The sequence below is a fragment of the Streptomyces sp. ICN903 genome, from assembly GCF_022015835.1.
Lineage (GTDB): Bacteria > Actinomycetota > Actinomycetes > Streptomycetales > Streptomycetaceae > Streptomyces > Streptomyces fenghuangensis.
In genome coordinates this window covers 1-12,737 of record NZ_JAKMAY010000170.1, presented here as the reverse complement: position 1 = coordinate 12,737, position 12,737 = coordinate 1, and the positions used below count along the sequence as shown (strand labels likewise).

The 12,737-nt window shown below is 75.9% G+C and carries 11 protein-coding genes; 8 read left to right on the top strand and 3 right to left on the bottom strand.

Translation table 11 applies throughout. The features are described 5' to 3' along the window. The first annotated feature begins 28 nt into the window (after window positions 1-28). From L7D48_RS17850 to L7D48_RS17830, 5 genes are all read left to right on the top strand, one after another. Window positions 29-1,330 (top strand): MFS transporter, encoded by a 1,302-nt coding sequence (locus tag L7D48_RS17850; RefSeq protein WP_237880449.1) that lies wholly within the window; start codon window positions 29-31, stop codon window positions 1,328-1,330. After that, window positions 1,327-3,240, top strand: coding sequence for an alpha/beta fold hydrolase (locus tag L7D48_RS17845; protein ID WP_237880445.1), 1,914 nt, complete (start codon window positions 1,327-1,329; stop codon window positions 3,238-3,240). The genes L7D48_RS17850 and L7D48_RS17845 overlap by 4 nt, the downstream gene beginning before the upstream one ends. Before the next feature lie 222 nt (window positions 3,241-3,462). Next, on the top strand, window positions 3,463-5,400 hold the full coding sequence (locus L7D48_RS17840; RefSeq protein ID WP_237880444.1) for a RiPP maturation radical SAM C-methyltransferase: 1,938 nt from the start codon (window positions 3,463-3,465) through the stop codon (window positions 5,398-5,400). 78 nt (window positions 5,401-5,478) lie between these two features. Beyond that, window positions 5,479-6,162 (top strand): DUF5825 family protein, encoded by a 684-nt coding sequence (locus L7D48_RS17835; protein WP_374492667.1) that lies wholly within the window; start codon window positions 5,479-5,481, stop codon window positions 6,160-6,162. 44 nt (window positions 6,163-6,206) lie between these two features. Beyond that, complete coding sequence (locus L7D48_RS17830; RefSeq protein WP_237880443.1) at window positions 6,207-7,121, top strand: serine hydrolase; 915 nt, start codon at window positions 6,207-6,209, stop codon at window positions 7,119-7,121. Here the strand turns inward: L7D48_RS17830 and L7D48_RS17825 are convergent. Beyond that, the gene (locus L7D48_RS17825) at window positions 7,091-8,098 is read right to left on the bottom strand and encodes a LysR family transcriptional regulator (protein ID WP_237880442.1); all 1,008 of its coding nucleotides are present in this window, start codon (window positions 8,096-8,098) and stop codon (window positions 7,091-7,093) included. The genes L7D48_RS17830 and L7D48_RS17825 overlap by 31 nt on opposite strands. Before the next feature lie 119 nt (window positions 8,099-8,217). On the opposite strand from L7D48_RS17825, the gene L7D48_RS17820 reads away from it, so the two are divergent. Beyond that, window positions 8,218-9,216 carry an MBL fold metallo-hydrolase gene (locus L7D48_RS17820; RefSeq protein WP_237880441.1) on the top strand — a complete coding sequence of 333 codons (999 nt, stop codon included), beginning with the start codon at window positions 8,218-8,220 and terminating at the stop codon, window positions 9,214-9,216. Between the two features lie 140 nt (window positions 9,217-9,356). Here the strand turns inward: L7D48_RS17820 and L7D48_RS17815 are convergent, their stop codons facing one another. Then, window positions 9,357-10,247, bottom strand: coding sequence for a universal stress protein (locus L7D48_RS17815; RefSeq protein ID WP_237880440.1), 891 nt, complete (start codon window positions 10,245-10,247; stop codon window positions 9,357-9,359). A 187-nt stretch (window positions 10,248-10,434) separates the two neighbouring features. Further along, window positions 10,435-11,070, bottom strand: coding sequence for a hypothetical protein (locus L7D48_RS17810; RefSeq protein ID WP_237880447.1), 636 nt, complete (start codon window positions 11,068-11,070; stop codon window positions 10,435-10,437). Between the two features lie 301 nt (window positions 11,071-11,371). On the opposite strand from L7D48_RS17810, the gene L7D48_RS17805 reads away from it, so the two are divergent. Together L7D48_RS17805 and L7D48_RS17800 are read left to right on the top strand one after the other, a co-directional pair. Next, window positions 11,372-11,833, top strand: a complete 462-nt coding sequence (locus L7D48_RS17805; RefSeq protein WP_093849471.1) for a Crp/Fnr family transcriptional regulator — start codon at window positions 11,372-11,374, stop codon at window positions 11,831-11,833. 152 nt (window positions 11,834-11,985) lie between these two features. Continuing rightward, window positions 11,986-12,600, top strand: a complete 615-nt coding sequence (locus L7D48_RS17800) for a CBS domain-containing protein (RefSeq protein ID WP_237880446.1) — start codon at window positions 11,986-11,988, stop codon at window positions 12,598-12,600. The last annotated feature ends 137 nt before the right edge of the window (window positions 12,601-12,737 follow it).

Sequence of the window (12,737 nt, the reverse complement as noted above, 5' to 3'; positions counted from 1 at the left end):
CTCCCACGCCGCGCCCCCGGCCCGGCCGGTGAGGCGGACCACGGCCGCCGGCCCGGCGGCCGGCGGGCACCGGGCTTCCGCCCCGCGCCGCGACGTGCGGCTGCTGTGGTGGGCCAACAGCGCCGACGCCCTGGGCACCCAGGTCTCCGGCCTCGCCCTCCCCCTGCTCCTGCTGGGCCTGGGGTACTCCCCCGCACTCGTCGGAGCGGTCGCGGGGGCCTCCACCGCGCTGGGGCTGCTGCTGGGCCCGTTCGCCGCCGTGCCCGCCGACCGGGGCGCCCGCCGCCGCGTGATGATCCTCTGCGCCGCGGTGTCCGCCGCCGCGCTGGGATCGCTCGCCGCGGCCCTGGCCCTGGGCTCGCTCCATCCGGCGCACCTGTTCGCCGCGGTCCTCGTCGAGCGCGTCGCGACCGCCTGCCAGGAGGCGGCGGCCCGCGGCGCCGTGGCCCTGGTCTGCCCCGCGGACGACCATCCGAGGGTGGTCTCGCGGCTCCAGGCCGGTGAGCAGGGCGCCCTGGTGCTGGGGCCGCTGCTGGGCGGCCTGCTCTACCAGGCCGGCCGGTGGCTGCCGTTCCTGGCGGACGCCCTGTCCTATCTCGTCGCCGCGCTGTGCGTGCGCGGCATGCGCTCGGACCTCGCCCCGGCGGGGAGGGCGGAGCGGGACACGCGCCCTTCGCGGACCCGGTGGGCGGCCTTCGCCTCCGAGGCGGGAGCGGGTCTCGCCCTGGTCCTGCGCTCCCCCGTACTGCGCCTGGTGCTGGTGTGGACGGCCGCCGCCGGCGGGCTGCTGGTCGCGCTCCACTACACGGTCGTCTTCGCCCTCCAGGACGGCGGGCGGGGCCCGGCCGCCGTGGGGCTGGTGTTCTCCGTCGCGGGCGCCGCCGGCCTCGCCGGGGCACTGGCCGCACCCGCCGTGGTGCGGCGGCTGACCGCGCCGCGGACGCTGGTGGCGGTCTCCTGGCTGGTGGTGGCGCCCGCCGCCGGACTGGCGGCCGGAAGCGGCCCCTGGTCGTACGGGCTGCTGTTCGGCGCCGTCTCCCTGCTGGTCCCGGCCGCCGTGGTGGTGCTCCAGACCCGGGTGCTGCGGGTGACGCCGCCCGAGTTGCATGCCCGCACCGGGACGGCGCTGGCCACCGCGGCGGGGATCGCCGCGGCGGTGGCGCCGCTGGCCGCCGGGGCGGCCGTGGACCGGGCCGGACCCGCGCCGACGGCCGCGGGGTGCGCGGTGCTGCTGGCCCTGCTCGCCGCGGGCACCACGCTGGCGGTGGCCCGCGGCGCCCTGTCCGCGCCCTTGCCCGGGCCGGCCGCGACGGTGAAGGAGGCCTTGTGAGCGCTCCCGCCTCCTCCGCGCCGGGCGCGGGCCGCCCCGCACCCGGTTACCGCGTCTACCGGCCGGTGCTGCCGGAGGTCTGCCCCCGCGACCCGGCGCTGATGGTGCTCACCGGCGACGCCGGCGGACGCTGCGAGGTCTTCGCCCTCGACACCCGCACCGGCCGCACCCGGCAGGTCACCGACCGCCCGCGCGGCACCCTGCACTGCGCCATCGACGCCGACGCCGCCGTCTGGTGGTTCGACGAGGACGAGACCGGTCGCGGCCGCTGGCTCCACCAGGACTTCCACGGCGGTCCCGTACGGCCCGGCCTGAGCGGTCTGCCCGCCGGCACCCCGCGCGGGCTGGCCGTCGGCACCGGCGGGACGGTCGCCGTCGGACTCGGCGACGGGAGCGGTCTGACCGTCCACCTCGGCCGGCGCGGCGGCCCGGGCCGGCCGGTTCTGCGGGCGGAGGGGCACGCGGTCCTGTGCGGGCTCTCCCCGGACGGCCGGCTGCTGGCCGTCACCCGCTCGGCCTCCTCGGACCGGGCCGTCACCGTCCACACCGCCTCCGGCGCGACGGTGGCGGAGCTGTCCGGCCGGGGCGGCGGGCTGTGGGCGCTGGGTTTCGCCCCCGCCGCCCCCGCCTCCCCCGGCGGCGGGGAGGGAGGTGGTGAAGACGGCGAGGCGGAGCTGCTGCTGGTGCGGCAGGACGGCGACCGCTACGAGACCGCCACCTGGCGCACCGGGGACGGGGTGCGCCCGCACCGGTGGTGCGCGTTCGACACCGAGATCACCGCCCGCTGGTACCCCCGGGGGCGCCGGATCCTGGTACGCCAGGACCGCCGCGGCCGCAGCCTGCTGTTCACCGCCGACCTGGACCGGCGGTCCCTGACCCCCGTGCCGGTGCCCCGCGGCAGCGTCCTGGACGCCGTGCCGCGGCCGGACGGGGACGTGCACTACCTGTGGACCGACACCGCCACCCCGCCGCACGCCCGCTCCGCCTCCGGCGCCCCGCCGCCGGCCGCGGACACCCCCGCCGTCCGGGTGCCCGGACGGCACACCGAACTGTGGACGCCCGGTCCGGACGGGGACGTCCACACCCTGCTCAGCCTCCCCGAGCGCCCCGCCGTCCGTCCGCCGCTGGTGATGCTCGTCCACGGCGGTCCCGCCGACCACGACCGGGACGCCTACGACCCGACCGTGCACTCGCTGGTCGCCTCCGGCTTCGCCGTGGCCCGGGTCAACTACCGCGGCTCCACCGGCTACGGGCCCCACTGGCGCACCGCGTACGGCCAGGGGGTGGGCCTGACCCAGGTCGCCGACCTCGTCTCGGTCCGGGCCGACGTGCTGGCGCGCGGGCTGGCCGATCCCGGCACGGTGGGCCTGTGGGGCACCTCCTGGGGCGGCTATCTCGTCCTGCTGGCGCTGGGCACCCGGCCCGGCCTGTGGCGCGCGGGGGTGGCCGTCAAACCGCTGGCCGACTGCGCCACCGCCCACCGCACCGGCACGCCGGCCCTGCGCGCCCTGGACGAGGCGCTGTTCGGCGGCACCCCCGAGCAGGTGCCCGAGGTCTACGCACGCAGCTCCCCCGTCCACTACGCGCACCGGGTGCGGGCGCCGCTGCTGATGGCCGCGGCCCTCCACGACGTCAAGTGCCCGCCAGAGCAGGTGCGCACGTACCTGGCGGCGCTGCGCGCCTCGGGAGTGCCCCACGAGGAGATGTGGCTGGACTCCGGCCACGACGGCTACCTCGGCGGCGACCACGTCGCCGTGCTGCGCCGGGCCCTGGGCTTTCTGGACCGGGAGCTGCGCGGCGCAGGCCGGGCGACCGGCCGCGATCACGACTCCCCGCCCCGGCCGGGGCGGGGGCAGGGCCGGCCGCCGACAGCGGCGGCCGGGGACCGAGTGGACCACGAGAGGAGGTAGCCATGCAGAAGGACGTCATCAACAACGACCCGCTCGCGGGCGACGAGGAGAACCGCAAGCCCTCCGTCGGCATCACCGTCACCATCCCGTTCCGCAACGCGGAGGACACCGAGGAGGAGTGACTCCTCACCGCCCGGCCCGGCCCTCGGCGCCGGGCCGGGCGGCCACCGGCCCTCGCCGCCGCCTGCCCCCGGCCACATCTTCCGTACCGAGGAGTCCGCCATGCGCGTCCTGCTGGTCAACATGCCCTGGTCACCGATCGATCTGCCGTCCCTGGCGCTCGGCATCCTCAAGCGCAGCGTGGACGAGCGGGTTCCCGGCGGCCGGGCCGAGGTGCTGCACGCCAACCTGGAGTTCACCGACTGGATCACCCGCCGCATGGAGTTCACCGGGGACGACTACGAGTACTACGCCCTGTCCTCCTACTTCATGGGGTGCGGCGACTGGGTGTTCTCCTCCGCGCTCTACGACGACCCCGAGTGGCGGACCGAGGAGTTCACCTCCGTGATGAGCGGGAAGCTGCGCCCCTCCCGTCTGCGGCTGACACGGGAACTGCACCGGATCGCACCGGAGTTCGTCCGGGAGACCGCCGAGCGGATCGTGGCGTACGAACCGGACGTGGTCGGCTTCACCTCCACCTTCCAGCAGAACACCGCCGCGCTGGCCGCCGCCCGGCAGGTCAAGCTGCTGGCCCCGCACATCGTGACCGTCATGGGCGGCGCCAACTGCGACGCCGAGCAGGGCGCCGCCGTCCACCGCAACTTCCCCTTCGTGGACCACGTGGTGCGCGGCGAGGGCGAGGTGGCCTTCCCGCGGCTGCTGACGGCGCTGGCCGAGGGGAGCGAGGGGGCAGACCTGTCGGACATACCGGGGCTGTGCCACCGGGGGGCGGACAAAGCGGCCACCGTCAACCCGATGAGCACCTCGCCGATGCCCCCGTCCGCCATCCTGCCGCCCGACTACACCGGCTACTTCGAGCGGCTGGCCGCCTCCGTGGCCCGCAACTGGGTGGAGCCCAAGCTCGTCGTCGAGGGGGCCCGCGGCTGCTGGTGGGGCGAGAAGCACCACTGCACCTTCTGCGGGCTCAACGGCTCGTTCATGCAGTTCCGCAGCAAGAGCCCGGAGGTCTTCCACGACGAGATCATGGAACTGGCCCGCCGGCACCGGGTGCTGGACATGTACGTCGTCGACAACATCCTCGACATGGGCTACCTCAACACGGTGCTGCCCCGCATCATCGACAGCGGGTACGACCTGCGGCTGCACATCGAGATCAAGGCGAACATGCGCCGCTCCCAGCTGCGCACCCTCGCGGACGCGGGCCTGATCTACGTCCAGCCGGGCATCGAGAGCCTCAACAGCCGGGTGCTGGGGCTGATGGACAAGGGGGTCAGCGGCTGCCAGAACGTCCGGATGCTGCGGGACGGCGCCGAGACCGGCCTGTCGGTCTCCTGGAACTACCTCCACGGCTTCCCCGGCGAGACGGCCGCCGACTACGAGGGGGTCATCGCCCAGATACCGGCGCTGGAACACCTCAACCCGCCGGTCGACCTGTCCGCCCGCATCGCCATCGAGCGTTTCAGCCCGTACTTCACCCGCCCCGAGCTCGGCTTCTCCGGCCTGCGCGCCGAGGAGCACTACCGCTTCACCTACGACCTGCCCGAGGAGGAGCTGTACGACCTGGCCTATGTGTTCGAGGCCCCGGCGCGCGGCATCGGCGAGGAGACCGTGAAGTCGCTCAACGAGGCGCTGGCCGCCTGGAAGAAGGCCCATGCCGACAGCAGGCTCACCCACGCCGACCTGGGGGATCGGATCGTGCTGGTCAGCCGCCGGAGGCTGTTCGACTGGGGCGCGATGGAGCTGACCGATCCGCTGGAGGTCGCCGCCTTCCGGCTGCTGGACCAGCCGCACGCCCCCGCGGCCCTCACCCGCAAACTCACCGCCCGGCTGCGGTACGCCGTGGAGGGGGACGCCGTGGCGGAGCTGCTGGAGCGCTGGGTGGAGCTCGGCCTGGTCTTCGCCGAGGGCGGCCAGTACGTCCACGTGGCCCCCGCGGCGGTCAACGAGGACCTGCTGCGGCTGGACTTCATGCGTCATCTGCACGCCGCACCGCGTGAGGGCGGCTCCGTACCGGCGGCGCGGCCGACGGCCGGTGTCTGACGGGTCCGCGAGCCGCCGAGGACCGGATCACAGACCGCCGGCCACCGGCCGGGCAGGCGAACGAGAAAGAGGGCACGAGTGAGCACGACGATCACGGAACACCCCGGCGGCCCGGCGCCGCTGACCGTCACCGCCTGGCGGGACTACGACCCGCGAGCGTGCGCGCTGCCCGGCATGCGTCTGGGCGATGTGCGCATCGAGGGCCCGGTCGCGGCCGCGGTGGACCGGCTGTGGGAGTCGGGCGTCCGCCGGGTGCGGCTGCCGGACACGGTGGACCTCGCCGCCGCCGGTGATCCCGGCGCCGCGGCCCGCGCCGTCCGCGACCTGTGCCTGGTGCGCGACCTCACCGCACGCGCGGTGTTCGTCGAGTGGCGGCTGCGGCTGGCCCCGGAGCCCCCCGGCGGCTGGGAGGTCCTGGGGCACCTCCAGCCGCCCGCCGAGCTGGAGGGGCCCGAGGACGCGGCCGGTGCGCTGGCCCGGTGGCGCGAGGGGCACTACCTGTGCAAGTGCCTGTGGCGGCAGGGCCCGGGTTTCGTGCAGATACGCGACCGCCGCTGGGGGGATCTGCGCCGCTTCACCGCCGACGGGCCCGAGTACCACGCGGCCATCACCGCGCTCGCCTACGGCGCCCGCCCCGGTGACGTGCCCGCGCCGGTCCTGGCGGAGTTCCGCGAGGAGCGCCTGGTGGCCGACGTGGGGCCCCTGGTGCTGTGGCTGCCCTACCGGGTGCGGCGGTGGATCCAGGAGGCCATGGCGATCTGACGGTACGGCGCCACGGCGGCACGGTGTTGCGGCAGGATGGCCCGGTGGTGGAACAGGGGGACGTGGAGCGGGAGTTCGGCGCGCTGGGCGCCCGGGTGCGGCTGCACGCGCGCTGTGTGGACTGCGGGCGGCAGACGGGGGTCGGGCCGGACGAGCCGGTGGTGCTGGCCTCGGTCGTCAAGGTGCTCCTGGTGCTGGAGTTCGCCCGGCAGGCGGCGTACGGCCAGCTGGATCCGGCCGAGCGGGTGCTGGTGGGGCAGGCGGACCGGCTGGGCGGCACGGGCACGGCCGGGTGCCGGGACGACGTGGAGGCGAGCCTGCGCGATCTGGCGTTCCTCGCCCTGTCGGTGAGCGACAACACCGCCGCCGACGTGCTCTTCCGCAGGGTGGGCGCCGACACCGTGGCGCTGCTGGCCCGGGAACTGGGGCTGGAGGGCACGCGGATCGCCGGATCGCCCCGGGATCTGCTGGAGAGCGTGCTGGCGGAGGTGGGCGCCGCCGACCCGGCCGCGTTCGCCGCCGTCTACCCCACGCTCTCCCCCGAGCGGATACGCTCCCTGCCCACGTCGGACCCGCGGCGCACCAACAGCGGCACCGCCCGGGACATGACCCGGCTGCTCGCCCTGATCTGGACCGACCGGGCCGGACCGCCGCGGGCGTGCGCCGAGGTCAGGGACCTGATGGCGCGGCAGGTGAGCTGGCACCGGCTGGCGGCGGCCTTTCCGGAGGAGGTCGCGGTCGCCGCCAAGTCGGGGACGCTGCCCGGCTTCCGCCACGAGATCGGCGTCGTCTCCCCGCCCGGTGGCGGCCGTTACGCGGTCGCGGTGCTCACCGAGACCGAGAGCCTGGACCGGCGCCGCCCTGACCTCGACGCGGCGATCGGCGCGGCGGGGCGTGCGGCGGTGGAGGAACTGTACGGCTGCTGCGGTCAGCCCTCCTCCGGCCGCCGCACCGCGTAGACCACGTCCCAGGGGCGCGGCGCGCCGTCCGTTCCCGCCCCCTTGGGGCCGGGCCGCCCGGTGAGGCACTCGCCCGTCCCGCCCGCCTCGGCGCGCAGCACGGCCGTCGCGGTGGCCGCCAGGCGCCGGGCGGCCGGGTGGGGCGCCGCGGCGGGCCGTACGAAGGAGACCGGCCACCGCGGGGCGTCCGCGCCGAGGGGGCGCCACAGGACGCGGGGCTCCTTGCGGGCCACGGCCTCGTGGGCGAGTGCCACCCCGCGTCCGGCGATCACCAGGCCCGTCATCACCTCGGGGCTCCCCGCGTGGACGATCCGGGACGGGTGCCAGCCCTGCGCGCGGCAGGCGCCGAGGGTGGCGTCGTACAGGCCGGGCGCGGCCTGCCGGGGGAAGATCACCAGCGGGCTGCCGCCGAGCGAGGCCAGGGGCAGCGGGCCCGGCCCGGCCGGCGGGGAGTCCCGGGGCAGGACGACGCCCAGGGGCAGAGCGGTGGCCGGTTCACCCACCAGCCCGGCCGGTTCCGGCTCCACCGGGTGCTGGAGAAGCCCGGCGTCCAGCTCCCTCTCGGCCAGCAGCCGCACCTGCTCGGCGGTGCTCAGCTCCCTCGGCTCCACCTGCACGCCCGGGGCCTCGACGGCGAAGGCGGTCAGCATCCGGGCCAGTACGCGCCCGGGCAGCTCCGGCGGCACCCCGATCCGCAGCGTCCCGTGCTCGCCGCGGTGGGCGCGGGCGACCAGGGTCCGCATCCGCTCGGTCCGGGCCAGCAGTTCCCCGGACTCGGCCAGCAGCGTCTCGCCCGCGGCGGTCAGCCGCACTCCGCGCGAGGTGCGGTCGAACAGCCGTGCGCCGAGCTCCTCCTCCAGCGCGCGGACGCTGCGGCTCAGCGGCGGCTGTGCCATGTGAAGCCGCTGCGCCGCCCGCCCGAAGTGCAACTCCTCGGCGACGGCCCGGAAGTACCTCAGGTGCCGTAACAGGTCCACGCTGGGACGATACCGCTTCCGGTATCGCCGGGAACGGTTTTCGATCTTGGACGGTCCGCCGTGACGCGTGCTCTGATCACGGCATGCGACCGTTTTCCCGATCCTCACGTTCCTCCGCCGTGTCCCGGCGCGGCCTGCTCGGCGCCTCGGCGGCCGGGCTGGCCGCCGCCGGCCTGACCGCGGCCGTCCCGGCCGGCGCGGCACCGGCGGCCCGCCCCTCCCGCTTTGGTCGTTCCGCTCCCCCCGAGCCGGGGAAGTCCGGCTTCCGGCTGCGCTGGCTGGGCAACAACGGCTGGGAGATCCGCGTGGAGCGGCCCGGCGCCGCGCCCGCCACCGTGCTCGTGGATCCCTGGCTGACCCGCTTCCGCACCGGCACCTACTCCGAGCAGGGCGCCGACCCGAAGACCCCGGTGACCGTCGACCGGGCCGCCATCGACCGCCACCGGCTGCGCGCCGACCAGATCCTGGTCACCCACGGCCACTACGACCACATGCCCGACGTACCGCACCTGGCGGCCCGCACCGGCGCCACCGTGCTGGGCACCGAGAGCCACGCCAACATGATGCTGGCGCTCGCCGGGCCCGGGGAGCGGCGCGCCCTGGAGGAGCAGTTGTCGGTGGTGCGCGGCGGCGAGCACATCCGCTTCGAGGGCTACTCCGTCCGGGTGCTGCGCTCCCTGCACTCCATCCCGGGGCCGCGCGCCCGGGTGCCCTTCCCCGGCACCCGTCCCGGCGGCCCGCCGCCCCGCCCCAGGACCATCGCCGACCTCGTCGAGGGCGAGACCCTGGCGTACGCGGTCACCAGCGAGGCCACCGGCTTCACCCTGGTCAACTTCGGCGGATCCAACTTCAGCGCCGCCGACCTGGCCGGGCTCGCCCCCGACCTGGCGATGATCCAGCCCGGCGGCTCCACCGTGCACGACTACGTGCCGCGCCTGCTGTCCTGCCTGGGCCACCCGCCCTACGTCGTGCCCACCCACTGGGACGACTTCGACGAGCCGCTGGAGGAGCCGGCCGTGGACTGGGGCGGGTTGGAGGGCCTGCGCGAGGCGGTGGCGGAGGCCGCCCCGCACACGCGCTTCGTGGTCGTCGACCACCTGGAGACGTTCACGCCCTGACGCGCTGCGGCCGCCGGTCCGGGAGCCGACTGCCGTCCCGGAGGGCGGTGGCGCCCACACGGCGATGCCGGGGCCGCGTCCCTTCGGTGAACACCGAAGGGACGCGGCCCGGTGGTGCGCGCCGGAGCGGCGGGCGCCCGTCAGCCGAACGGGACGACGGCGACGGGCGCCTTGGAGTGGTGCATGACCGCGTGGGCGACCGGTCCGATGTGGAAGCCGATCGGCGAACGGCGGATGCGGCGGCCGACGACGACCAGCGAGGCGTCCTCGGAGGCCTCCGTCAGGTGGCGGGCGGCCCGGCCCACCACGGCCTGCGCCTTCACCTCCACGTCCGGGTACTTCTCCCGCCAGTGGCGCAGCGCCTCGTTCAGGTTGCGGGAGCTCTCCTGGGCCAGGTCGGTGGCCAGGCGGGGGTCGACGGCGATGGGGTCGACGCCGTAGACCAGCGGCGGGTTCCAGCCGTGGATGACCCGCAGCGCGGCGCCGCGCCGGGCGGCGGCTTCGAAACCGAACTCGATGAGCTCGTCGGCCGGCCGGTACAGCTCCAGCCCCATGACGACGTCACGGGGCGGAGTGGGGGATTCCGCGCCCTCCGGTCCGCCCTCCTTGGAGGTCTCGGCCCGCACCAGCACCACCGGGCACTTCACACGGGCGACGGTGGCCAGGCCGACGGAGCCGACCAGGAAGCCGGCCACGGGCCCCAGGCCGCGGGTACCGACGACCAGCACCTCGGCCTGCTCGGCGACCGCGGTCAGCACCTCGGGGGGACGGCCGGTGAGCTGGTCGGTGGTGATCTCCAGCTCCGGGTGGCGGCGGGCGAGGTCGTTCGCCGCCTCGCGCGGGATCCGCTGGGCCCAGTGCTGCCGGGTCTCGGGATCGGCGTAGGAGTCCGGAGGGGTGAAGGGGTCGGGCTCCCGCACGTGGACGAGGCGCAGCGGCACCCCGCGCCGCGCCGCCTCCCGGGCCGCCCAGTCGGCGGCGGCCAGGCTCTCGGCGGAGCCGTCCACTCCCACGGTGACCGTACGTACCATCACAACACCTCCGTTGACAGGCGGCTCTCCGCCGCTTTCGTTTCCATGATCGGTCCGGGTACCCGCGTTCGGCAGGGGTCACTGGTCCCTTTCCAGCGGGCCTGGTGTCCCGCGCGGCGGGGAAACGGCCGGCCCGCGGCGCCCCGGGGGGCGTCGCGGGCCGGTGGTCCGCCGCGGGGCGGCGGGTTCACCGCAGCCAGGGGAGGCTGCGGACCAGGGGCAGCCGGGCCCACCACCGGCCCAGTCCCCAGGTGTCGCCCGCCGCCGCGACCGCCAGGGCGATCAGGACGGCGGCGTACATCACGTGGTAGTCCACGACCGGGTTGGTCGACATGCTGGGGCTGCCGTCCGACAGGTGCCGGGCCGGGGGCCACTCCGCGGCCCACATCAGCGCCATCATCACGGTTCCGGCGGCCGCCGCGAGCCGCAGTGCGACGCCGGCGGTCAGGGCGAGGCCGATGCCGAGCAGGCCGAGCATGAACAGCCAGTCCGCCCAGGCGGCCCCGGCGATGCCGTGGAAGAACGACTCCAGGGGGCCGACGGCCACACCGCTGAGGAAGCCCTTCGTGGGCGAGCCTCCCTCGGTCCAGGCCCGCTCGGCGGGGGTCGCGTAGCCCAGACCGAAGGCCTTGTCCGCGAACGCCCACAGGAAGACGAACCCGGCCGCGAAGCGGACCCCGGCCAGGACGCGGGCCGCGGCCGACGCCGCCGGGACCACGGCCGTCGCGGCCGCCGTCTCGCCGGACGCGGGTGCGGTCTGGGTGGTGCGCCGTACCGGGAGGCGGAACCCCCTGTGTCCGTGCGTGTGGCCGTGGACTGCCATGTCGCTCATCCCCTTCGCGGAAAGCCGGCCCGCCGTTCGGGCACGTTCACACCGTCTCGCGGCGGCGGCCGCGGCAGCAGTGGTCCGCGGGCCCGTGCACGGGGGCCGAAAGTCCCGTCCGGGGTCCCCGTACGGCCCCTGTCCCGGTGGTGCGGGAAATCCGACGATGACGGTGGGGTACCACTTCCCGGCCACGGGAGTACAACGGGAGTAGAGGCAGCGGCGGCGGACCGCCACGACGCCCGTACCGGGAGCGGACGCCCGCGTGTACACCGCCCACTCGGCACCAGGGAGGCCCGCCATGATCGTCACCGCCAACAACCTGCTCGGGGCGCTGCCCCCGGAGAACCGCGAACGGCTGCTGGAACTCGCCCGCGAGGTCTCCTTCCCCGCCGGCGCCCGTATCTCCGAGGAGGGCCACCGGGCCGACCGGTTCTGGGTCATCCGCACCGGCTCGGTCACCCTCGACATGCGGGTGCCCGGCCGCCGCCCCGCGGCGGTGGAGACCCTCTCCCACGGCGACCTGCTGGGCTGGTCCTGGCTCTTCCCGCCCTACACCTGGCAGCTGGGCGCCGAGGCGCTCAGCCCGGTGCGGGCCCTGGAGTTCGACGCCGCCCGGGTGCGTCAGCTGTGCGAGGCCGACCCGGTGCTGGGGCGCGCGGTGGCCCTGCGGATGGCCGAGATCATCTCGCACCGGCTGCAGGCGGCCCGCACCCGGCTGCTGGACCTGTACGGGCCCTACGGCAGCGGACCCATGCCGTGACACGCGCCCGGGCGCGGCAGGGCAAACGACTCCTCGAGGAGGGTCTCATGGACGGTACGGACAGCGCGGCCGGCACGGCCGGCGCGGTCGGCGCGGACACCGGCGGCGGCGCGGACGGAGCCCCGCACGCCCCGCACACCGTCGGCGACGTGATGAGCCAGACCGTCGTCTCCATCGGGCGGGACGCCCCGTTCAAGCAGATCGTGATGACCATGGAGCAGTGGAAGGTCAGCGCTCTGCCGGTGCTGGAGGGCGAGGGCCGCGTCGTCGGCGTCGTCTCCGAGGCGGATCTGCTGCCCAAGGAGGAGTTCCGGGACGGCGATCCCAGCCGCATGGAGCAGCTGCGGCGCCCGCAGGAGCTGGCCCGGGTGGGGGCGGTGACCGCGGGCGAGCTGATGACGGCGCCGGCGGTCACCGTCCACGCCCGCGCCACACTGGCCGAGGCGGCGCGGATCATGGCGCACCGGCGCGTCAAGCGGCTGCCCGTGACCGACGCCGACGGCCTGCTGGTCGGCGTCGTCAGCCGCGGGGACCTGCTGAAGGTCTTCCTGCGCCCGGACGAGGACATCGCCCGGGAGGTGCGCCGGGAGGTCGTCGAACCCCTCTTCCCCGGCGGTGACCGGAGCGTGGGGGTGCGGGTGGCGGACGGTGTGGTGACCTTCACCGGCGAGATCCGCAACACCGCCCTGGTCCCGGTGGCCGCCCGGATGGCGCGGTCGGTGGAGGGGGTGGTGGACGTCGGGTTCGACCTGGGGCGGTCCGCGTGAGGTGAGCCGCCGGCGGGCACGGCTGGCGTGCCGGAGCGGCGCCGGGATCGGGCTGCCCCGGGTTCCCGCCGCCCGCGCGGGCGGCGGGGCCGTTGGACCCTGGCGCCGTACGGGCGGGCCGGGGCAGGATCATGGGG

Coding starts and splice junctions, on each gene's coding strand:
- L7D48_RS17840 (WP_237880444.1), top strand. CDS start 3,463: ATGCGCGTCCTGCTGGTCAACATGCCCTGGTCACCGATCGATCTGCCG.
- L7D48_RS17815 (WP_237880440.1), bottom strand. CDS start 10,247: ATGGTACGTACGGTCACCGTGGGAGTGGACGGCTCCGCCGAGAGCCTG.
- L7D48_RS17810 (WP_237880447.1), bottom strand. CDS start 11,070: ATGGCAGTCCACGGCCACACGCACGGACACAGGGGGTTCCGCCTCCCG.
- L7D48_RS17805 (WP_093849471.1), top strand. CDS start 11,372: ATGATCGTCACCGCCAACAACCTGCTCGGGGCGCTGCCCCCGGAGAAC.
- L7D48_RS17800 (WP_237880446.1), top strand. CDS start 11,986: ATGAGCCAGACCGTCGTCTCCATCGGGCGGGACGCCCCGTTCAAGCAG.